This window comes from Streptomyces sp. NPDC046821, from assembly GCF_040645335.1.
In the GTDB taxonomy this organism is placed as follows: Bacteria; Actinomycetota; Actinomycetes; order Streptomycetales; family Streptomycetaceae; genus Streptomyces.
Genome location: NZ_JBEYYB010000018.1, coordinates 89542 through 111278 on the forward strand (window position 1 = coordinate 89542; position 21737 = coordinate 111278).

The window sequence follows — 21737 nt, forward strand, 5'->3', positions numbered from 1 at the left end:
GGGCGGAGCCCCAGGACTTTCGGGAAGGGGCGGGGTGGGGGAAAGAGAAAGCCCCGCCCGGCACACAGCCAGACGGGGCCCACTCATGACCCGCTCTACTCGGAGAGCACCGCTTCCGAGTCCAGCGTCACGCCGACGGCCTGAAGCACCGCGGCGATCTTGAAGGCCTCCTGGATCGTCTCCCGGTCCACCCCGGCCTTGCGCAGCACCTGCTCGTGCGAGTCGAGGCACTGCCCGCAGCCGTTGATCGCGGAAACCGCGAGCGACCACAGCTCGAAGTCGACCTTCTCGACGCCCGGGTTGCCGATGACGTTCATCCGCAGGCCGGCGCGCAGCGTCCCGTACTCCGGGTCGGAGAGCAGGTGGCGCGTGCGGTAGAAGACGTTGTTCATCGCCATGACGGCGGCAGCCGACTTCGCGGCGGTGTACGCCTCCGGCGACAGGTTCGCCTTCGCCTCCGGCTCCAGCTCGCGCAGGACGCGCGGGGAGCGGGACGCGATCGCGCAGGCGAGCACCGTGCCCCACAGCTGCTGCTGGGGCAGGTCGGAGTTGCCGATGACCGAGCCCAGGTTCAGACGGAGGTCCTTGGCGTAGTCCGGAACGGCGGACTTCAGTTCGTCGAGAGCCATGTCAGATCACTCGCCCGACAGAAGCGCGACCGGGTCCAGGGTGTTCTCGCCCTTGGTCCAGTTGCACGGGCAGAGCTCGTCGGTCTGCAGGGCGTCGAGGACCCGGAGGACCTCCTTGGGGTTACGGCCCACGGAACCGGCGGTCACCATCGTGAACTGGATCTCGTTGTTCTGGTCGACGATGAAGACGGCGCGCTGCGCGAAGCCGTCCTCGCCCTCGATGCCGAGGTCGCGCATGAGCTCGTGCTTCGAGTCGGCGAGCATCGGGAAGGGCAGGTCGGTCAGGTCCGGGTGGTCCTTGCGCCAGGCGTGGTGCACGAACTCGGAGTCGCCGGAGAAGCCGAGGATCTGGGCGTCACGGTCGGCGAACTCGTCGTTCAGCTTGCCGAACGCGGCGATCTCGGTCGGGCACACGAAGGTGAAGTCCTTGGGCCACGCGAAGACGATCTTCCACTTGCCCTCGTAGGTCTTGTGGTTGATCTGCTCGAACTCCTTGCCCTTCTCCAGGGAGACACAGGCAGTCAGGTCGAACTGGGGGAACTTGTCACCGACGGTGAGCACGCACTACTCCTAGAAGCAATGAGAAAGGCCCCTTTTGGGGGCCTTCCACAGGGGGTTGGACTGATCCCGATGTTGGCACAGGGTGCATTGATTATGGAAATAGCTAGACTCGGTTACGTTGATCGGAGTCGGCTATCAGTAGCCCTGAGTAGTACGAGTCGTGAGTCGTGCGTGAAGGAGTGAGTGTGGTCAGCGGTAAGCGGCGGCAGCCGAGCCTCGCCCAGTTGCGGGCGTTCGCGGCCGTCGCCGAACATCTGCACTTCCGGGACGCGGCCGCGGCCATCGGTATGAGCCAGCCCGCGCTGTCCGGGGCGGTGTCCGCCCTGGAGGAGGTGCTCGGGGTGACCCTCCTGGAGCGCACGACGCGCAAGGTGCTGCTCTCTCCGGCCGGCGAACGGCTCGCCGTGCGGGCCAAGGCTGTGCTCGACGAGGTGGGTGCGCTGCTTGAGGAGGCGGAGGCGGTACGGGCGCCGTTCACGGGAGCGCTCCGGCTCGGCGTCATCCCGACGGTGGCGCCGTACTTGCTTCCGACCGTGCTGCGCCTGGTCCAGGAGAAGTACCCGGACCTGGACCTCCAGGTCCACGAGGAGCAGACATCATCGCTGCTCGAAGGGCTGGCGGCGGGACGCCTCGATCTGCTCCTGCTCGCCGTGCCGCTGGGCGTGCCCGGTGTCACCGAACTGCCCCTGTTCGACGAGGACTTCGTGCTCGTCACGCCGCTCGACCACGGGCTCGGGGGTCGCGAGGGCATCCCGCGCGAGGCGCTGCGCGAGCTGCGGCTCCTGCTGCTGGACGAGGGGCACTGCCTGCGGGACCAGGCGCTGGACATCTGCCGCGAGGCGGGCCGCGCGGACGCCCCGGTGACCACGACGGCCGCCGGCCTGTCCACACTGGTCCAACTGGTCGCGGGCGGCCTGGGCGTGACCCTCCTGCCCCGCACGGCCCTGGCCGTGGAGACGAGCCGCAGCAGCCAACTGCTCACGGGCTTCTTCGAAGACCCGGCCCCGACCCGCCGCATCGCCCTGGCCATGCGCACGGGCGCGGCGCGCGGGGCGGAGTACGAGGAACTGGCGGCGGCCCTGCGGGAGGCGGTGCATACGCTGCCGGTGCGGGTGTTGTGACGCGGGGTCCTTCGGCGCCTGTTACTTAGGGTACTTAGGGCCGCCCCTTGCCTGAGCGCCCGCGCCAGGCCTCCGGCTCCGCCTGGATCAGGCGTACGAGGAGCTTGCGGCTGCCCTTCGGGGGGGCTGCACTGTTGGTGCGGCTCGCTGTGGCGCTTGGGTATCAACTCCCGTGCTGGAAGCGCCCGTTACTCAGGCGCTACCGCGTCAAGCCCCCGGCTCCGCCTCGCCCTTCGGGGGCCGTCCCCGCCGCGGCAGCGGACCTGCCGAGCCGGGGAGGCGGCCCGCCTCCGCGAGCGCGCGCCGTCTCCGTGATCCGGGCGAGCGCGTCCTCGACCATGCCGACCGCGGCGGCCGCCTGTCGGTGCTGGAGCAGCGTCCAGGCGAGCTCGGGGATCAGTGCTGGGGTGTGACCGCGGTGGCTGCTGAGAGGACCTCTGTCACGTCGAGGGTCACCTCGGCGCCCAGGGAGTCCGGCAGCGTGACCTGCCGGCCGGGAGCGTGGAGGCGGTGGCTGCCGTAGCCGTTCTCGATCGGCTCGGTCAGGACGTGCAGGCGGCTGTGCTTGCGGTCGACGATCACGTAGACCGGCACCTTCGCGTTGCCGTACGCGACGACCTTGGTCTGCAGGTCGTTGCGGTAGTTGCCCGAGGTGACCTCCAGGACCAGGCGGAAGGACACCGGGTCGTAGCAGTTGTGGTCGACCAGATGATCTTCCGCGTCCGCGTCGATCACGCAGAGGTCCGGTACGGCGAAGTCCTCGGGACCGTCCGGCAGCCACAGGCCGACGCCTTCCAGGACCTCGGTCTCGCCGCCGTCCAGTCCGGCCGCGACGAACGGGCGCCTGAGGCGGGACAGCGCCCTCGCGTGGGCGAGGTCAGGGGGTGGGGTCACGGTGAGCACGCCGCTGAGGATCTCCACCCGATAGCCAGGCAGCTGCTCCGTGAGCTTGTCGGCCTGATCCAGCAACGTCAGCGGGCGAGGGGTCGGCCGGGGCTCGGGGCGGGTGTGCTCGACGGGTGCCGTGGGCATCTCGCGCCTCCCGTGACTGGTGCCGAGGTCATCATCGTAGGGCGCGCGAACCCGTATCGTCCGGTGCGATCCGGTTCACACGATCGGGAATCAGGCAACCATTCGCCCCCCTTAATCGTCGGATCACATGGGATAGGTGCTGATTGTCACGTCCTGAAATGTCCGGATCGGCATTCTTGTGCCCTTAGGTGCGGTGTTAGCTTCATGAGCTGATTCAGCACCGATGTCAGCACTGACGCCGGCACGGATGCCGGCACGGATGTCAGCCACGAGAAGCGGAGAGACCGAAGCCATGGGCCGAGCGGAAGCGAGACGAGCACAGCAGCGCGGCGGCGCGCGCGGTGCGGCGCGCGGGGGCTCGTCCACCCGGCGGACGGGCATACGCCGCCTCTTCACCTGGAAGAAGATCGTCGGCACGCTGTTCGGCCTGTGCCTGCTCGGCATGGGCGCGTTCGTCGTGCTGTACCTGGTGATCGACGTCCCCCAGGGGAACGCCGCCGCCAAGCTGCAGAGCAACGTCTACAAGTACAGCGACGGCTCGGTCATGGCCCGTACCGGCCAGGTCAACCGCGAGATCGTCGACCTCGCCGAGATCCCGAAGGACGTGCAGCACACGTTCGTCGCCGCCGAGAACAAGACGTTCTACGAGGACAAGGGCATCGACCTCAAGGGCACCGCCCGAGGCGTGCTCAACACCCTCTCCGGCAAGGGCACGCAGGGCGGCTCGACCATCACGCAGCAGTACGTGAAGAACTACTACCTGAGCCAGGACCAGACCATCAGCCGCAAGCTGAAGGAAATCGTCATCTCGCTCAAGGTGGACCGCCAGAAGTCCAAGGACGACATACTCGCGGGCTACATCAACACCAGCTACTACGGCCGCGGCGCCTGGGGCATCCAGGCCGCAGCCCAGGCCTACTACGGCATCGACGCCGGCAAGCTGAACGTGCAGCAGGGCGCGTACCTCGCCGCGCTGCTCCAGGCCCCCAGCCAGTACGACTGGGCCGTCGCCTCGGACACCGGCAAGAAGCTGGTGAAGGAGCGCTGGAACTACGTCCTGAACAACATGGTCGGCAAGCACTGGCTCGACAAGAGCAAGCGCGACGGCCTCACCTTCCCCGTGCCGCACAAGCCGAAGGCCGACCGCGGACTCCAGGGCCAGACCGGCTATCTCGTGAGGGCGGCCGACGCCTCCCTGGAGAAGCAGCTCGTCGCCCAGGGCTCGTCGCAGAAGGACGCCGAGACCATGGTCCACGACGGCGGCTGGACCATGACGCTCAACATCGACAAGAGCAAGCAGCGCCAGCTGGAGAAGGCCGTCACGGCCAGGCTGACGAACAAGCTGGACCCCAAGGCCCGCAAGGACGACGCCAACGTGCAGGCGGGCGCCGTGTCCGTCGACCCCAAGACCGGCGGGATCGTGGCGATGTACGGCGGCGAGGGAGTCACCCAGCACTACTTCAACAACGCGACGCGCAGCGACTACCAGCCCGCCTCCACGTTCAAGCCGATCATCCTCGCCTCGGCCCTGGAGAACCAGGCGCAGACGCAGAACGGCCGGCCGATCAACGCCGACACCGTCTACGACGGCACGAGCAAGCGCCCCGTCATGGACCACGGCTCCAAGGTCGGCTTCGCCCCGCCGAACGAGGACGACGTGAACTACGGACCGTCCACCGTCCAGAAGGCCATGAACAAGTCCATCAACTCCGTCTTCGCGCAGATGGGCGTCGACGTCGGGATGGACCAGGTCATGAAGACGGCCGGCGAGCTCGGCATGGACGTCAAGAACCAGCCGGCCGTGCCCGCGCAGACCCTCGGCTCCATGGGCGCCAGCCCGATGGAGATGGCGGGCGTCTACGCGACCCTCGACAACCACGGCAAGAAGGTCACCCCGCAGATCCTCAAGTCGGCCGAGCACAAGGACGCCACGGTCCAGATGCCCGACCCGATCGGCTCGCAGGTCATCAGCCGCGGCGCCGCCGACTCGGTCACCTCGGTGCTCACCGGCGTGGTCGACGACGGCACGGGCTTCGCGGTGCGCAACTCCGCGCAGGCCGTCGCCGGCAAGACCGGTACGTCCGACGAGGACAAGTCGGCCTGGTTCACGGGCTACACGCCGAACCTGGTCACCTCCGTCGGCCTGTTCGGCGAGGCGGCGCAGGGCGCCAAGGACGCCGCGGGCAAGCCGGTCGCGACCGGTACGCACGTCACCCTCAGCGGTGCCGGAGGCGGCGGCCGTGTCAACGGCGGTGGCTTCCCGGCCGAGATCTGGGCGGCGTACACCTTCGACGCGATGGGGGCGCCGAGCCAGTTCGACCTCCAAGCGGACACGGGCGCGGCGGTCGAGACGCCGTCGACCCCGCAGGACACGCCGAGCACCCCGCAGGACACCCCGTCGACCCAGCCGCCGAGCACGCCGCAGTCCACCCCGCCGACGTCGCCGAGCGCGCCGGAGTCGACCCCGCCGTCGACTCCGCCGACCGACACCCCCTCGGGCGGCGTCACGCCCCCGACGGACCCGGCCACGCCGACGTTCGGGTTCCCGCAGGGCCCGGGTGGCACGGCCAGCAAGCAGCCGGGCCAGGGCAACTCGCATCAGTAGCTCGCATCGGTAACTCACATCAGTGAACGACGGGAGGGCCCGGAACCGTATGGTTCCGGGCCCTCCCGCATGGCCTGGCGCAACTCACGTCAGGCGTCGCTCAGTTCGAGTGCGGCAGCTCGAACCACACCACCTTGCCCGTGCTCAGCCGGGTCGCGCCCCAGCGCCGGGCCAGCCTGTTCACCAGGTACAGGCCGCGCCCGCCCTCGTCGGTGGCGCGGGCCTGCCGCAGCCGGGGCAGTTGCGGCACGTCGTCGCCGACCTCGCAGCGCAGCACGTCCGTACGCAGCAGGCGCAGCGTGACCGGCCGGGACGCGTACCGCACGGCGTTCGTCACGACCTCGCTGACCAGCAGCTCGACCGAGTCGGACAGCTCCTCCTCCAGGCCCCACCGGGCGAGCGCGCTGCGCGCGAGCCGCCTGGCCCGGCCCGGCGCCGAGTCCTCGGGGTCCAGGAGCCAGTACGCGACGTCGCTCGGCGCGATCCCGTCGAAGCGGGCGGCGAGCAGCGCGATGTCGTCGTCCCGGTCACCCGGGCCGAGCATGTCGAGCACCTCGTCGCACAGGGCCTCGAGGGGCGGCGGGTGGTCCGGGCCGGTCAGCTGGGCCGTCGCGGCGAGCCGCTCCCGCAGCTGTTCTATGCCGGTCCACACGTCCCGCAGGCGCGACTCGACCAGACCGTCCGTGTAGAGCAGCAGGGTCGCGCCCGCCGGGGCGTCCAGCTCGACGGCCTCGAAGTCGACGCCGCCGACCCCGATCGGCGCGCCCGGCGGGACCCGGAGCACCTCGGCCCGGCCGCCCAGGTGCAGCAGGACGGGCGGGGGATGGCCGGCGTTGGCGATGGTGATCCGGTGCGAGACCGGGTCGTAGACGGCGTACATGCACGTCGCCATGCGGTCGCTGCCGAGGCGCTGGGCCTGTTCGTCGAGGTGGTGCAGGACCTCCTGCGGCGGCAGGTCGAGCCCGGCGAGCGTCTGCGCGGTCGTGCGCAGCTGGCCCATGATCGCGGCGGAGGTCATGGAGTGGCCCATGACGTCGCCGACGACGAGGGCGACGCGGCTGCCGGGCAGCGGGATCGCGTCGTACCAGTCGCCGCCGACCCGAGCCGTCTCCGCCGCCGGGAGATAGCGGGACGCGAGCCGCACGCCCGTGGGCCGCGGCAGCGTCTCGGGCAGCATCGTGCGCTGGAGCTCGTCGGCGATGTAGGCCTCGCGGCCGTACAGGACGGCCTTGTCGATGCCGAGGGCACTGTGCGTGGCGAGCTGGCCCGCGACCAGGAGGTCGTCCGGCTCGAACGCGGGGCGCTCGGGGCGGCGCAGGAACACGGCCGCGCCGATCACGCGACGGCGCCCGCGCAGCGGCGCCAGGATCGCCCGCTGCCCGGTGGGCAGCGAGAGGTCCGGGTCGTCGCCCAGCAGCTCGGGCAGCGCGGCGAGCGCCACCGGCGAGTCAGCGAACACCGGCCGTACGCCCCTCAGGACCTCGGCCAGCGCGCCGCCGTTCCGCACCTCGCACAGCTCGGCCGTGACCGGATCGCCCTGGGCGCCGCCGGCGGCCGTCAGGGTCAGCAGCCCGCCGCCGTCGCTGTCCGGGTCCTCGGCGCCCTCCTCGATGAGGCGGAGCCGGTCCGTCCGGCGCAGGCGCAGCACGACGGGCCCGGTGGGCCGCTCGTCGCCGACCGGCAGCGGGTCCCGCAGATACACCAGGATCACGTCGGAGAACGTGGGCACGGAGGCGCGGCACAGGCCCATGACGATCTCGTCGAGGTCGATGCCCCGGGCGATCCGCCGGGTCGCGGCGCCCACGAAGCGCAGCCGGTCGCCGTCGCGCCGCATCGGGACCGGCGTCCCCGGCGGGCGCGGCTGGCCGCTGCGCCGGTCGGGCACGGGCCTCGGCCGGTGCGGGTCGTCCGGCCCGGCGTCCGACAGGGCGTGCTCGGCCGCACCGCCCCCGTGGCGCGGAGGTTCCGGAGGATGGGCGGGGGCGGGCAGGTGCTCGGCGCCGCCGTGCCCGGGGGCGGGCTGGGCGGCGGTGCCGGCGTCGTCGGCGGACGCGGACGTGGGCGCGGCACCGGGACGTCCCTGGGTGGGGAACGTGCCCGAGGCGCGCCTCAGGGCCCCGCGGGGGTCCGTCGGGGCGGTGGGGCGAGCGGCCGGCCGGCGGCCCTCGTGGGAGGTGGGGTGCTCCGTCACGCGTTCTGAATCCGTCCGTCCTGGGCTGCGCGTCGCCGTGAGGCGTGCCGCTTCACTTCCCGGCGCGCCGGCAGTTGAAGAACAGCTGTTGTTCGGGGGGTACTTCGGTGCTGGCCGGAGCGTACGCGTAGGTCTGCTCGCCGGTGATCTCCAGTCCGGCGTCGCGTACGACCTGGCGCAACTCGTCCCGCAGGAGTCCCGATACCCGGATGGTCTGTCCGAGGAACGGGATCTCGGCGTCGTCGACGTCGGCCTCGACCATCGACAGGGCGAGCTGCCCGCCGGGTCTCAGCATCGAGCGCAGCAGACGCAGCGCCCGGGGGATCTCGTCGCGCGGCAGCATGAGCAGCGTGAAGAAACAGGTGATGGCGTCGAACTCGCCCAATTCGCCGGGGTTTCCGCCGACTTGGGGTCGCAGGGACGCGAGGTCGGCCTGGTGGAACTCGGCCTCGGGGACGTTCTTGCGGGCCAGCTCGACCATGCCCGCCGACAGGTCCACGCCGACCACGGAGTGCCCCGCGTCGACCAGTTGGCGGCTGGTCGGGACGCCCGTGCCGCAGCCCACCTCAAGCACCCGGGAGCCGGGCGCGAGGCCCGCGAGCAGCGCGTCCACCGCGGCCAACTGGCCTTCCTTGTGCGGGAATGCCTCGTCGTACCGGGAGCCGATCGCGTCGAACGCCTCGGCCTGCCCCGTACGGTCGGGCGCCGGGAACACGCGGCCGCCCCCGTACGACGCGTACGTGTCGTGCTCCTCGCTGCCGTGACTCACGGTCCCGCCGCCCCTCGATGGCCTCGTTGACATCGTGTCAGACCTGCAGCAAGCGCGAAGAGTTGTGCGGTGTGTGCACTTGCGGAGGACGATCCTACGTTTGAACCACGGGGGCGCATCAAGGGTCTCACCACGTCACATGCGCGGGCGTACGGTCCCAGTCACCCGGAAGGGCGGGAATCGGCCACGCCGGATCGGGGCGCCAGTCCTGCCAGCCGTCGGGGAACGGGTGCCCCCACTTCTCGATCACCTCGACGGCCGCCCGCCCTGCCCCGCGCACCCCCTCCGCCTGTTCCCTGCTCATCAGGCCCGCGGCCTGGGCCTGCGCGAACTCGTCCTCGTCGTGCCAGCGCCAGGACCGGTCCGGGTACACGGAAAGGTCCAGATAGTGGTCCTCGGAGTCCACGCCGCCGGCCCACCGCACCTGGGGCTGCTCCAGATTCACGTACCAGTTTCTGAACCGCCAGCCCTGATCCCAGAACAGCCACACCGACCAGGGTTCGCCGGGGCGGGCCAGTTTCAGGACGCCGGTACCGAACCAGCGGTCGCGCTGCACGGTGCGGGGCTTCGTGTAGCGGGTCGCCAGCGGCTCGCGGTGCACCGGTGTGCCGTCGGCGAGCACAGGTCTCACACATTCGGTGCCCGGCGCCAGCCATACGGCCAGCAGTTCGGCGCTGTCCTCGACCACCGTGACGGGACGGCAGATGTGGAAGCCGTCCCCGCCGTTCGTCCGGTAGCGCCACAGAATCCGGCTGCCCGGCGCCCACCGCCCGCCGCCACCGTCGGTCCCACCCGCCAGAATGCTCGTCCGGTCCGTCATGCGCAGATATTAGGTGCCATACGCACGTGACGCTGCGGCGCGCGTCACGAATGCGTCACTCATCGTTGCCGCTTCACGGACGCGTCATCCGCAGCACGTCGAGCGCCTCGTCGAGCTGCTCGACCGTGAGGTCGCCGCGTTCCACATAGCCGCCGTCCAGGACGACCTGACGGATGGTCCGGCGTTCGGCCAGTGCCTTCTTGGCGACCTTCGCGGCCTCCTCGTAGCCGATGTACTTGTTCAGCGGGGTGACCACGGAGGGCGACGACTCGGCGTACTCGCGGGCCCGTTCGCGGTCGGCGGTGATGCCGTCCACTGTGCGGTCGGCGAGCAGCCGGGACACGTTGGCGAGGAGCCTGATCGACTCCAGGACGTTCTTGGCGATCACCGGCAGCATGACGTTCAGCTCGAAGTTCCCCGCCGCGCCCGCGACGGCGACCGTCGTGTCGTTCCCGGTGACCTGGGCGGCGACCATCAGGACCGCCTCCGGGATGACCGGATTCACCTTGCCCGGCATGATCGACGAGCCCGGCTGGAGGTCCGGCAGGCTGATCTCGGCCAGACCGGTGCGCGGCCCGGACGCCATCCAGCGCAGATCGTTGGCGATCTTCGTCAGGCCGACCGCGATGGTCCGCAGCTGACCGCTCGTCTCCACCACTGCGTCCCGCGCGCCCTGCGCCTCGAAGTGGTTGCGCGCCTCCGTCAGCGGCAGGCCCGTCGTGCGCCCCACCTCCGCGATGACGGCGGCCGAGAATCCGGGCGGCGTGTTGATCCCGGTGCCCACCGCCGTTCCGCCGAGCGGCAGTTCGGCCAGGCGCGGCAGCGCGGCCCTGAGCCGCTCGATGCCGTACGCGACCTGCGCCGCGTAGCCGCCGAACTCCTGGCCGAGCGTCACGGGCGTCGCGTCCATCAGGTGCGTACGGCCCGACTTCACGACGTCGGCGAACTCCTCCGACTTGCGCTCCAGAGCGCTGTGCAGACGGCGCAGCGCCGGGATCAGGTCATGGGTGACGGCGGAGACGGCGGCGATGTGGATCGACGAGGGGAAGACGTCGTTCGAGGACTGGGACGCGTTGACGTGGTCGTTCGGGTGGACGTCACGGCCCAGGCGCTCGGACGCGAGCGTCGCGAGGACCTCGTTGGTGTTCATGTTGGAGGACGTGCCGGAGCCGGTCTGGAAGACGTCGACGGGGAACTGGTCGTCCCAGCGTCCCTCGGCGACCTCGCCGGCCGCCTCGGCGATGGCCTGGGCGATGTCCCCGTCGATGACCCCGAGGCGGGCGTTCACATGGGCCGCGGCCGCCTTGATGCGGGCGAGAGCCTCGATGTGGGCGCGCTCCAGGCGCTGGCCCGAGACGGGGAAGTTCTCCACGGCGCGCTGGGTCTGTGCCCGCCATTTGGCGTCCGCGGGGACCCGCACCTCTCCCATGGAGTCGTGCTCGATCCGGTAGCTAACGCCGCTGTTGTCGTCGTTTGTCACCCTCGTCATCGTGCCACCTCCGTAAAACCTGAGCACTTGTCTTGTTCCAGCTATTCCCAAGTCACTTACCCGCCAGTAAATACCTCGGGTAACACTTAGACCGGGGAGGCGTCATGTACGTCGTGCACCGCACCAGACCAAGCATCAGATGCGCCGTCGCCGTTGTCGCGGCGACGGCCGCGGCTCTCGTCGGCTTCACCGTCCCCGCCGCGACCGCGGCACCCACCGCGGCCACGGCCGCCACACCGCTCTCACCCGAGCTGGAGAAGGTCCGCGCGGCCGAGGCCACCAAGCTCTACGGCAGCCCGGCCGAGCGGCCCCTCGCGGACCGCAAGACCTCGCTCATCTCGCTCGGCGACAGCGAGATCTCCGGCGAGGGCATCGGCACCTACGAGTCCCCCACCAACGGCCCTGACAACTGGTGTCACCGCTCGTCCGACTCCGCCATCCACAAGACGACCATCCCGGCCGACGTGACCTACAACGTCGCCTGCTCCGGTGCCTACAGCGGCAACATCAAGATCGGCGGCGCCAAGCAGTACGCCGACGAGCTGGTGCAGAGCGACAACCTCGCCGTCAAGGCGCGCAACACGAAGATCAAGATGGTGCTCCTGGTCGCCGGCGCCAACGACGACCTGCAGTTCGGCCCGGTCATGACCGACTGCGTCGAGCGCTACCTGCTGTCGCAGGGCGCCTGTGAGCCGAAGTACAACCCCGGCTGGCAGGCCCGCGTCGACGGCCTCGTCCCCAAGATCGAGCAGACCGTGCGCGACCTGCGCACCGTGATGACCGACGCCGGTTACGCCAACGGCGACTACAAGCTGGTCGTGATGGGCTACCCGAGCCCGATCGGCCCGGACTTCTACGACAACCCCAGCTTCCCCGGCAAGCTGACCTGCGGCGGCCTCGGCTACGACTCCGACACCAAGTGGGGTCGTAACGTCGCCGTCCCGGCCTTCGAGCGGGGTATGCGCAAGATAGCCCAGGACACGGGTGCCACGTACCTCGACAACTCGCGGCTCTTCCAGGGCCACGAGGTCTGCATGGAGGACACCTGGGCCCGCGGCGCGTACATCGACACCTCCAAGCCGGGTACACCGGACGCGAACTCGCTGCGCCAGTCCTTCCACCCGAACGCCCGCGGCCACCTGGCCTTCGCCTCCTGCCTGACCCAGCTCTACAACTCGGGCCTGAAGGAAGCCAGTTGCGCGGACGTCAACTCGGCCGGCACGCCGACCCTGTTCCCGTTCGCCTGGGACGACGTCTACAAGCCGCTGAAGAACAGCGCCACCGGCAACTGCATGGACGTCGACAGTTCGGTCAGCTCCAACGGCACCCGTGTCCTCGGCTGGGACTGCGCGGGCACCCGTAACCAGAACTGGTGGTACGACTCGACCCGCCAGACGATCATCACCGGCCTGACCCAGGACCGCTGCCTGGACACGGGCGACGACACCTACCAGCCGGGCGCGGGCATGATCATCTGGAACTGCCACGGCGGCCAGCACCAGAAGTTCGTCCGTACGGGCGCCACCCTGCGCCCCGCGGCGGCCACGACCATGTGCCTGACCCAGGCCACCGCGAAGTCGCAGATCCGTCTCCAGAAGTGCGACGGCTCGCCCAACCAGAATTTCGCGTGACGCTCGGCTCCACCGCATGACGAAAGGCCCCGGTCACCACGAGGTGACCGGGGCCCTTCGGTTTCGCCTTACAGGCCGGGGCCGCGCACCGGGATGTGGGTGAACGTCGGCTCCGGGGCCGGGTCCTTGAAGAAGTCGTTGCCCTTGTCGTCCACGACGATGAACGCCGGGAAGTCCTCGACCTCGATCTTCCAGACGGCCTCCATGCCGTCCTCCTCGTTGTCCAGGACCTCGATCTTCTTGATGCAGTCCTGGGCGAGGCGGGCGGCCGGGCCGCCGATGGAGCCGAGGTAGAAGCCGCCGTGCGTGCCGCACGCGTCGGTGACCTGCTGCGAGCGGTTGCCCTTGGCGAGCATCACCATCGAGCCGCCCGCCGCCTGGAACTGCTCCACGTAGGAGTCCATCCGGCCGGCCGTCGTCGGGCCGAAGGAACCGGACGCGTAACCCTCGGGGGTCTTCGCCGGACCGGCGTAGTAGACCGGGTGGTCCTTCAGGTACTGCGGCATCTCCTCGCCCGCGTCGAGCCGCGCCTTGATCTTGGCGTGCGCGATGTCGCGGGCCACGACCAGCGAACCGCTCAGCGACAGACGGGTCTTCACCGGGTACTTGGTCAGCTCGGCGCGGATCGCGTCCATCGGCTGGTTCAGGTCGATCTTCACCACGTCGGAGGCCTCGTCGAGGTGCTCGTCCGTGGTCTCCGGCAGGAAGCGTGCCGGGTCCGTCTCCAGCTGCTCCAGGAAGACGCCCTCGGCGGTGATCTTGGCGACGGCCTGGCGGTCGGCCGAGCAGGACACGGCGATGGCGACCGGGCAGGACGCGCCGTGCCGCGGCAGGCGCACCACGCGCACGTCGTGGCAGAAGTACTTGCCGCCGAACTGCGCGCCGATGCCGATCTTCTGCGTCAGCTCGAAGACCTTCTCCTCCAGCTCCTTGTCCCGGAAGCCGTGGCCCAGCTCCGAGCCCTCGGACGGGATCTCGTCCAGGTAGTGCGCGGAGGCGTACTTGGCGGTCTTCAGGGCGTACTCGGCGGACGTGCCGCCGACGACGATCGCCAGGTGGTACGGCGGGCAGGCGGCCGTACCGAGCGAACGGATCTTCTCCTCCAGGAACTTCATCATCGAGCCCTCGTTGAGGACCGCCTTCGTCTCCTGGTAGAGGAAGGACTTGTTGGCCGAGCCGCCGCCCTTGGCCATGATCAGGAACTTGTAGGCGCCGCCGTCGGTCGCGTACAGCTCGATCTGGGCCGGCAGGTTCGAGCCGGTGTTCTTCTCGTCCCACATGTTCAGCGGGGCCATCTGCGAGTAGCGCAGGTTCAGGTTCTTGTAGGCGTCGTAGATGCCCTTGGAGAGCGCCTTCTCGTCCTGGCCCTCGGTGAGCACGTTCTGGCCGCGCTTGCCCATGACGATCGCGGTGCCGGTGTCCTGGCACATGGGGAGCACGCCGGCGGCCGCGATGTTCGCGTTCTTCAGCAGGTCGAGCGCGACGAACTTGTCGTTCGAGCTCGCCTCCGGGTCGTCGATGATGCGGCGCAGCTGCGCGAGGTGGGCCGGGCGCAGGTAGTGCTGGATGTCGTGGATGGCCTCCTCGGCGAGCTTGCTCAGCGCCTCCGGCTCGACCTTCAGGAACGTACGGCCGTCCGGCCCCTCGACGGTCGAGACACCCTCCGAGGTCACCAGCCGGTACGGCGTGGTGTCCTCGCCCTGGGGGAGCAGATCGGTGTACGCGAACTCAGGCATCTCGCCCATTCCTCACTTGACGACAGCAGCTGGCATCCATTGGCAGCGCCAACCAGCGTAGAACCTGACGGAGCGGGCGGTCCTGTGAGGTAAGGCTCAGTTCGAGTTCTACGGGGTTCGGGGCGCGCGTGTCCGGGCTCTGGTCGCGATCTATCGCGTTTGGGTACGCTGGCCGGGTGGACCTTGAGAAGCGCTCCGAGCAGCCCGCACCACACGCCGACCTGCGCGCCTCCGACGCCGACCGGGACCGGGTCGCGGACATCCTGCGCGAGGCCCTCGCCGAGGGCCGGCTCACCGCCGACGAGCACGCCGAGCGCGTCGACGGGGTGTACCGCGCCAAGACCCAGGCCGAGCTGGAGCCGCTGGTCAGGGACCTGCCCGGGGCCCACCGGCCACGCCCGGCCCAGGCCCCCACGCCGGCGCCGAACCGGCCCACGTCGGGCGCGATCCCGCCCGTCGCCGACGAGAACGTGGTCGCCGTCCTCAGCGCCGCCGCCCGCAAGGGCCGCTGGCGCGTCGGCCGCAGGACCCACGCGTACGCCGTCTTCGGGAACATCGAGATCGACCTCAGCGAGGCGGTCTTCGAGTACCAGCAGGTCGTCATCCGCGCGGTCTCCGTGTTCGGCAGCGTCGAGATCCGCGTCCCGGAGAACATCTCGCTGCGCGGCGGTGGCGGCGCCGTCCTCGGCAACTTCGAGGTCGACACCCTCGACGCGGACGACCCGAACGCGCCGGTGGTCTACGTCGACGGCATCTCGGTGCTCGGCAACATCGACGCGAAGCCCAAGAAGGGCAAGCGGCTGCGGGATCTGCACGACCGGATGCGCAAACACCTCGACGGCTGACGCGCGGCGGCGGGGCGGGGCGCGGGCCGGGGGAGGCCCGTCGTTCGGAACTCAGTGCATAGGCGCGCACACAGCGGGTAGAGGTTGCTGCATCGTCGCTCGCTCGCGAAGTCGTCGTCAGGAGTAGCCGTGCCGCACCCTCCGCATCAGTCCCTGCAGGTCGCCGTCGTACCCGCGCAGCGGCAGCCACCAGTGCGAGAGAGGGATCAGGACGACCCGTGGCACACGGAGGCCGTGTGCAGGCGCGACGAAGCCGGCCTTTTCTTCGCCCCCTCCAAGGAGCCGACCGCGGCCCGCCTCTCACGCGAAGAGGCCGCCAAGCGCGTCTGCGCCAGATGTCCCGTGATGGTCGAGTGCCGGGAGCACGCGCTCCTGCAGCCCGAGCCCTACGGCGTGTGGGGCGGCCTCACCGCCGCCGAGCGCCGCGTCGTCCTCACCCGCCGGCGCCGCCGCGAGGTCGAGCTGCGGCAGGCGGCGAACTCCGTCGACCAGATCCGCGCGGCAGGCTAGCCGCGGCCCCCACGTGAGTACGCGAACGGGGCGCCCCTCCGCACAAGGGGCGCCCCGTTCACGTATTGCGTATGCCCGCAGGCCTACTTCGCGCGGTCGAAGTCGATCGCGCTGTACGCGCGCAGCTTCGCCAGGCGGTGGCGCGAGTCGATCTGGCGGATCGTGCCCGACTTGGAGCGCATCACCAGGGACGACGTGGTCGCGCTCTCGGCGCCGTAGCGCACGCCGCGCAGCAGCTCGCCGTCCGTGATGCCGGTCGCGACGAAGAACACGTTCTCGCCGGAGACCAGGTCGTTCGTCGACAGGACGCGGTCCAGGTCATGGCCCGCGTCGATCGCCTTCTGGCGCTCCGCGTCGTCCTTGGGCCACAGCTTGCCCTGGATGACACCGCCCAGGCACTTGATGGCGCACGCCGAGATGATGCCCTCGGGGGTGCCGCCGATGCCCAGGAGCAGGTCGATGCCGCTGTCCTCGCGCACGGCGAGCACGGAGCCCGCGACGTCGCCGTCGGAGATCAGCTTGATGCGGGCGCCGGCCTCGCGGACCTCCTTGATGAGACCCGCGTGACGCGGACGGTCCAGGATGACGACCGTGACGTCCTCGGGCGCGGAGCGCTTGGCCTTGGCGATACGGCGGATGTTCACCGCGACCGGGGCGTTGATGTCCACGTAGTCGGCGGCCTCGGGGCCCGCGACCAGCTTGTCCATGTAGAACACGGCGGACGGGTCGAACATGGTGCCGCGGTCGGCGGCGGCCAGCACCGCGATCGCGTTCGGCATTCCCTTGGCGCAGAGCGTGGTGCCGTCGATCGGGTCGACGGCGATGTCGACCTCGGCGCCCGTCCCGTCGCCGACGCGCTCTCCGTTGAAGAGCATCGGAGCTTCGTCCTTCTCACCTTCACCGATGACGACGACGCCGTTCATCGAGACGGTGGAGACGAGGGTCCGCATGGCGCGCACGGCTGCGCCGTCCGCACCGTTCTTGTCGCCGCGGCCGACCCAGCGGCCGGCGGCCATGGCCGCGGCCTCGGTGACCCGGACGAGTTCCAGGGCCAGATTGCGGTCGGGGGCCTCCGCGGGGACTTCGAGTTCGGACGGCAGCTGATGATGCTCGGTCATCGAGACGCACCTTTCTGATACGACGACGGCCGGATGAGGGTGATGGCCAAGACTCTATCGTTAGGCAGACAAAATGAGCAGACGGCCCCACGTATGAGCAGACCGGGCCCCTCGGGCACGTCTGTCAAATTCCCGAACGCCCGGCGGCGGCAGGCCCTCGTGCGGTGATCGCTTGCGTACCTGCGACGATGGGGGCGTGGCAGGTACCAAAGGCAAGAAGACCGTGGGCAGTCTGGTCCTCTCGATGGGCGCATGTGTGCTCGCGGCGGGGGCCATCTACGTGTTCGTCCCGCATGACGATTCCGGCGAACCGCCGGTGAAGCGAGTGGACTACCGCGTGGAGCTGCTGACGGCGCGGCGCGCGGCCGCGTACCCCGTGGCGGCGCCCGAAGGGCTCGCGAAGTCCTGGAAGCCGACGTCGGTGCGGTTCGACGCCTCGAACTCGGACGCGTGGCACCTCGGCTTCCACGACCCCGAGGGCCAGTACGTGGGCGTCGAGCAGTCGACCGAGAAGCCCGTGCTCTTCATCGACAAGGCCAGCCAGGGCGCCACCGAGACGAGCGCGACCCAGAGCATCGGCGGCGAGACGTGGCGTCAGTACAAGGGCGGCGACTACGGCTACAAGGCCCTCGTGCTCAAGGGCGACAAGTCGACCACCGTGGTGACCGGCACGGCGTCGTTCGCGCAGCTGACGAAGATGGCGGAGGCGCTGCGCACGAAGTAGCGCGGGCGCCGCGCATCGCGTGAGCGTTGGAACATGAAAGGCCCCCGGCTGCTGCCGGGGGCCTTTTCAGTGCTGGGTGGCTCAGACCGTGGTGATGACCTGGTCGAGCTCCAGGCGCGGGGAGCGCGGGAACCAGGCGTCCTCGCCCGGCTTGCCGATGTTGATGACCATCAGCGGGGTGTGGTCGTCGTCCAGGAACTCCTTCTGGACGGCGGCGAAGTCGAGACCGGTCATCGGGCCGGCGGACAGGCCGGCGGCGCGGACACCGATGATGAAGTACGCGGCCTGCAGCGCGGCGTTCAGCGTCGCGGAGCCCTCACGGACGGGGCGCTCGGAGAAGAACGCGTCCTTGGCGGCCGGGAAGTGCGGGAAGAGCTGGGGCAGCTCCTCGTGGAACTCGTTGTCCGCGGAGAGGATCGCGACCAGCGGGGCGGCGGCGGTCTTCGGCTGGTTGCCCTCGGCCATGTGGCTCACGAGGCGCTCGCGGGCCTCGGCGGAGCGGACCAGCGTGATGCGCAGCGGGGACTGGTTGAAGGCGGTCGGGCCGTACTTGACGAGGTCGTAGATCGCCTGGACCTGCTCGTCGGTCACCGGCTCGTCGGTGAAGGTGTTCGCGGTGCGGGCCTCGCGGAAGAGCAGGTCCTGGGCGGCAGCGTCAAGAACGAGAGACATGATCAACCTTCTGGTGCGACGAGGGGTGGCTGTGGTGACCCGGTCCGTTCCGGTGTTTCCCGGTCCGAATCACCCGATGCACACAACAGTACGGCGGTGAGGTTCAACTTTCAACCAATCTGGTTGTGGCCTCGTTCACACCGCCGCGCCGCGGGTGGCCGGGCACCTCATTCCGTGGTCTGACCTGCGGAGTCGTCCTCGCCGCCCTCGGCCTCGTCCTCAGAGAGCGCCGCGTCCAGGCGCGCCCGCGCCCCGTCCAGCCAGCGCCGGCACACCTTGGCCAGTTCCTCGCCCCGCTCCCAGAGCGCGAGCGACTCCTCAAGCGACGTGCCGCCCGCTTCGAGGCGCCGGACGACCTCGATCAGCTCGTCCCGCGCCTGCTCGTAACCGAGCCCGGCCTCGTCGGTCTTCGTGCTCATGCGCTCTCCTGCTTTCCGTTCTCTACGCGTACGTCGTTCTCGATCTGCGCGCCCTCGATCTGCGCGCCCTCAGTCCGTACGTCCTCGGCCCGTACGTCCTCTGCCGCTCGTACGTTCTCGACCCGTACGGTGAATTCGCCCTCGGCGACGCGGGCCCGCAGTGTCTCGTCCGGGGTGACCTCGTCCGCGGCGCGCACGACGTCGCCGTCGGCCTTCTGCAGCACCGCGTATCCCCGCTTCAGGGTCGCGGCGGGGGAGAGGGCGACCACGCGCGCGTGGGTGTGCGACAGCTCCGACTCGGCGCGGTCGAGGAGGTGGCCGAGCGTGCGGCGGCCCCGGTCGGCCAGTGCCGTCACCTGCTCCTCGCGGACCTCGATCATGCGGTGCGGGTCCTCCATGACGGGCCGCGCCAGAGCGCCCCGGAGCCCGCGCTCCTCGCGGTCCACGAACGCCTCGACGGTGCGCCGCGCCCGGTCCCGCAGCCACCGCACCCGCTCGTACTCCTCGCCGACATCCGGCACGACCTTCTTCGCCGCGTCGGTCGGTGTGGAGGCGCGCAGGTCGGCGACGTAGTCGAGCAGTGGATTGTCCGGCTCGTGGCCGATCGCCGAGACGACCGGCGTCCGGCAGGCGGAGACGGCCCGGACCAGCTGCTCGTCGGAGAACGGCAGCAGGTCCTCGACGCTGCCGCCGCCGCGCGCCACGATGATCACGTCGACGTCGTCCAGCGAGTCCAGCTCCTTGACCGCCTGCACGACCTGCGGGACGGCGTGCACGCCCTGCACCGGTACGTTCCGCACCTCGAAGCGGACGGCGGGCCACCGGTGCCGCGCGTTCTCCAGCACGTCCCGCTCGGCGGCCGACGCGCGCCCGCACACGAGCCCGATGAGCTGCGGCAGGAACGGCAGCGCCTTCTTGCGCTCCGGCGCGAAAAGCCCCTCGCCTGCCAGCGACTTCTTCAACTGCTCCAGCCTGGCGAGCAGTTCACCCACGCCCACCGGCTTGATCTCGGACGCCCGCAGCGACAGCTGGCCACGCGGCGCGTACCACTCCGGCTTCGCCTGGACGACGACGCGCGAGCCCTCGTGCACCACGTCGGCCACCGTGTCGAACACCTGCCGGAAGCAGGTGACGCCGACCGAGATGTCGTGCGACGGGTCGCGCAGCGTCAGGAACACGACGCCGGCGCCGGGCCGCCGGGACAGCTGGGTGATCTGCCCCTCGACCCACACGGAACCGAGCCGGTCGATCCACCGCCCGATGAGCCGCGACACCTCCCCGACGGGCAGCGGGGCGTCCGCGGACGTATTCACAGCCATGCCGGTGAGCGTAGCCGCCGGCACCGACAGCGCCGGTCGGCCCGCCCATGCACCCGAGCCGAGCCCGCCCCCTCTCCAGTTCACGCGCCCGAGTAGAGCCGTACGTGCCCGGAGTGCGAAGGCCTACGTACCCCCGCCCACCACCCGCCCCCGCTGCCCCACCAGCACAGCCAGCCCCACCGCCAGCCAGATCGCGCCGACCACCTGGGCCGTGCCCGAGGCCTCCACGATCACCGCGACCGTGATCGCCGCGCCCAGGACCGGAATGAGCAGATGGCGCCACCAGCTGAACGTGCCCGAGCCGCGCCGCACCACGAACCAGCCCACCACGCTCGCGTGCAGCAGCACGAACGCCGTGAGAGCGCCGATGTCGACGACCGAGACCAGCTGGTCGAGGCCGTTGTCGCGGCGGGCCGCCCAGACCGCCGCGACCAGCGTGATCACCGCCGCGGACAGCAGCGCGACCCGCGGAACACCGGAGTCCGTCCGCGCCAGTGCCTTCGGCAGCCGCCGCTCGCGCGCCATCGCGAAAATCAGCCGCCCGGCCGCCGCCTGCCCGGCCAGCGCCGCGAACGCCGCGCCGATCGCCTTGCTGACCGCCACCAGATCGTGCAGCCACCCGCCGACCGACACGTCGATCGCGTCGTAGAACGCGGACCCCTGCTTGACCGGCTCCGCCGCGAGCTGCGCCGACGACACCGGCTCGATGAGCGCCACGAGATACGTCTGCGCGATGAACAGCACACCCGCGAGCGCCAGACAGAACAGCACCGCCTTCGCCACCTTCTCGGACCCGCCCGTGACCTCCTCCGCGAACGACACGATCGCGTCGAAGCCCAGATACGACAGCACCGCCACGGACACCGCGCCGACGACCGCCGACAGCTCGAACGCGCCCCGCGAACCGTCCCCGGTCAGCGGCGACAGCCACCCGCGCTCCGTCCCGTCCCGCACGATCACGACGATCGCGGAGCCGATGAACACGAGCAGCACCACGATCTCCATCGCCAGCACGGCGAAGCCGACGCGTGCCGCCGCCCGTACGCCCCACAGGTTCAGGAAGGTGGTGAGGACGACGGCGAGGGCCGTCCACACCCAGCGGGACACGGACGGGACCAGGGCGTTCATGGCGATGCCGGAGAAGAGATAGGCGACCGCCGGGATCAGGACGTAGTCGAGCATCGCCATCCACCCGGCGATGAACCCCGGCCCCTCACCGAGCGCCACGCGCGCGTACGTGAAGACCGAGCCCGCCTTCGGGGCGACCCGCACCATCTGGGCGTAGCTGAACGCGGTGAAGGCCATCGCGATCGTGGCGATGACGTAGACGAGCGCGACCGCGCCGTGCGATTTGGCGTCGAGGGTGCCGAAGACGCCGACCGGCGCCATGGGGGCGATGAACAGAAGCCCGTAGACGACGAGGTCGCGGAAGCCGAGGCTGCGCCGCAGGCCGTCTCCCTGTTCCTCGGCGGGCGGGGCGGGGTGAGCGGCCATCGAACCTCCGTTTGTCGCACACGGGTCTTCAGTGTCCACAAGTGGCGGATCT

19 protein-coding genes are annotated in these 21737 nt (G+C 70.2%); 6 read left to right on the forward strand and 13 right to left on the reverse strand.

What is annotated here, in order from left to right; translation table 11 throughout:
- Nucleotides 1–95: 95 nt before the first annotated feature.
- Both ABZ893_RS31730 and ABZ893_RS31735 read right to left on the reverse strand, forming a co-directional pair.
- Nucleotides 96–629 (reverse strand): alkyl hydroperoxide reductase, encoded by a 534-nt coding sequence (locus ABZ893_RS31730; RefSeq protein ID WP_361410846.1) that lies wholly within the window; start codon nt 627–629, stop codon nt 96–98.
- 6 nt (nt 630–635) lie between these two features.
- On the reverse strand, nt 636–1190 hold the full coding sequence (locus tag ABZ893_RS31735; RefSeq protein ID WP_127831367.1) for a peroxiredoxin: 555 nt from the start codon (nt 1188–1190) through the stop codon (nt 636–638).
- Between the two features lie 179 nt (nt 1191–1369).
- On the opposite strand from ABZ893_RS31735, the gene ABZ893_RS31740 reads away from it, so the two are divergent.
- Entirely contained in the window at nt 1370–2311 is a 942-nt protein-coding gene (locus tag ABZ893_RS31740; protein WP_361410910.1) for a LysR substrate-binding domain-containing protein, read from the forward strand.
- A 396-nt stretch (nt 2312–2707) separates the two neighbouring features.
- Here ABZ893_RS31740 and ABZ893_RS31745 read toward each other — a convergent pair whose 3' ends face one another.
- Nucleotides 2708–3343 (reverse strand): Uma2 family endonuclease, encoded by a 636-nt coding sequence (locus tag ABZ893_RS31745; RefSeq protein WP_361410849.1) that lies wholly within the window; start codon nt 3341–3343, stop codon nt 2708–2710.
- Between the two features lie 292 nt (nt 3344–3635).
- On the opposite strand from ABZ893_RS31745, the gene ABZ893_RS31750 reads away from it, so the two are divergent.
- Nucleotides 3636–5948: a transglycosylase domain-containing protein gene (locus ABZ893_RS31750; RefSeq protein ID WP_361410852.1), complete on the forward strand. Its 2313-nt coding sequence runs from the start codon at nt 3636–3638 to the stop codon at nt 5946–5948.
- Nucleotides 5949–6048: 100 nt separating this feature from the next.
- On the opposite strand, the gene ABZ893_RS31755 is transcribed toward ABZ893_RS31750, so the two are convergent.
- The 4 genes from ABZ893_RS31755 to ABZ893_RS31770 all read right to left on the reverse strand — a co-directional run bounded on the left by ABZ893_RS31755 (nt 6049) and on the right by ABZ893_RS31770 (nt 11217).
- Nucleotides 6049–8139 (reverse strand): SpoIIE family protein phosphatase, encoded by a 2091-nt coding sequence (locus ABZ893_RS31755; protein ID WP_361410855.1) that lies wholly within the window; start codon nt 8137–8139, stop codon nt 6049–6051.
- Between the two features lie 52 nt (nt 8140–8191).
- Nucleotides 8192–8854 carry a class I SAM-dependent methyltransferase gene (locus ABZ893_RS31760; protein ID WP_361410913.1) on the reverse strand — a complete coding sequence of 221 codons (663 nt, stop codon included), beginning with the start codon at nt 8852–8854 and terminating at the stop codon, nt 8192–8194.
- Between the two features lie 181 nt (nt 8855–9035).
- On the reverse strand, nt 9036–9728 hold the full coding sequence (locus ABZ893_RS31765) for a DUF402 domain-containing protein (RefSeq protein ID WP_361410858.1): 693 nt from the start codon (nt 9726–9728) through the stop codon (nt 9036–9038).
- A gap of 73 nt (nt 9729–9801) precedes the next feature.
- Nucleotides 9802–11217, reverse strand: coding sequence for a class II fumarate hydratase (locus ABZ893_RS31770; RefSeq protein WP_361410861.1), 1416 nt, complete (start codon nt 11215–11217; stop codon nt 9802–9804).
- A gap of 104 nt (nt 11218–11321) precedes the next feature.
- On the opposite strand from ABZ893_RS31770, the gene ABZ893_RS31775 reads away from it, so the two are divergent.
- Nucleotides 11322–12848, forward strand: a complete 1527-nt coding sequence (locus tag ABZ893_RS31775) for a ricin-type beta-trefoil lectin domain protein (RefSeq protein WP_361410863.1) — start codon at nt 11322–11324, stop codon at nt 12846–12848.
- Nucleotides 12849–12916: 68 nt separating this feature from the next.
- On the opposite strand, the gene ABZ893_RS31780 is transcribed toward ABZ893_RS31775, so the two are convergent.
- Nucleotides 12917–14584 (reverse strand): fumarate hydratase, encoded by a 1668-nt coding sequence (locus tag ABZ893_RS31780; protein ID WP_361410866.1) that lies wholly within the window; start codon nt 14582–14584, stop codon nt 12917–12919.
- 176 nt (nt 14585–14760) lie between these two features.
- Between ABZ893_RS31780 and ABZ893_RS31785 the strand changes: the two genes are divergently transcribed.
- The gene (locus ABZ893_RS31785; protein WP_361410869.1) at nt 14761–15429 is read left to right on the forward strand and encodes a DUF1707 domain-containing protein; all 669 of its coding nucleotides are present in this window, start codon (nt 14761–14763) and stop codon (nt 15427–15429) included.
- A gap of 192 nt (nt 15430–15621) precedes the next feature.
- Entirely contained in the window at nt 15622–15939 is a 318-nt protein-coding gene (locus ABZ893_RS31790; RefSeq protein ID WP_361410916.1) for a WhiB family transcriptional regulator, read from the forward strand.
- Nucleotides 15940–16022: 83 nt separating this feature from the next.
- Here ABZ893_RS31790 and glpX read toward each other — a convergent pair whose 3' ends face one another.
- Nucleotides 16023–17057, reverse strand: a complete 1035-nt coding sequence (gene glpX, locus ABZ893_RS31795; protein WP_361410872.1) for a class II fructose-bisphosphatase — start codon at nt 17055–17057, stop codon at nt 16023–16025.
- A 196-nt stretch (nt 17058–17253) separates the two neighbouring features.
- Here glpX and ABZ893_RS31800 point away from each other — a divergent pair, with 196 nt between their 5' ends.
- On the forward strand, nt 17254–17781 hold the full coding sequence (locus ABZ893_RS31800) for a DUF4245 domain-containing protein (RefSeq protein WP_361410875.1): 528 nt from the start codon (nt 17254–17256) through the stop codon (nt 17779–17781).
- Nucleotides 17782–17862: 81 nt separating this feature from the next.
- Here ABZ893_RS31800 and ABZ893_RS31805 read toward each other — a convergent pair whose 3' ends face one another.
- From ABZ893_RS31805 to ABZ893_RS31820, 4 genes are all read right to left on the reverse strand, one after another.
- Nucleotides 17863–18453: a malonic semialdehyde reductase gene (locus tag ABZ893_RS31805; RefSeq protein WP_361410878.1), complete on the reverse strand. Its 591-nt coding sequence runs from the start codon at nt 18451–18453 to the stop codon at nt 17863–17865.
- A gap of 167 nt (nt 18454–18620) precedes the next feature.
- Entirely contained in the window at nt 18621–18872 is a 252-nt protein-coding gene (locus ABZ893_RS31810; protein WP_361410881.1) for an exodeoxyribonuclease VII small subunit, read from the reverse strand.
- Nucleotides 18869–20191: an exodeoxyribonuclease VII large subunit gene (gene xseA / locus ABZ893_RS31815; protein WP_361410883.1), complete on the reverse strand. Its 1323-nt coding sequence runs from the start codon at nt 20189–20191 to the stop codon at nt 18869–18871. Before xseA ends, ABZ893_RS31810 begins: the two co-directional genes overlap by 4 nt.
- Before the next feature lie 123 nt (nt 20192–20314).
- Nucleotides 20315–21685, reverse strand: coding sequence for an APC family permease (locus tag ABZ893_RS31820; RefSeq protein WP_361410886.1), 1371 nt, complete (start codon nt 21683–21685; stop codon nt 20315–20317).
- Between the last annotated feature and the right edge of the window lie 52 nt (nt 21686–21737).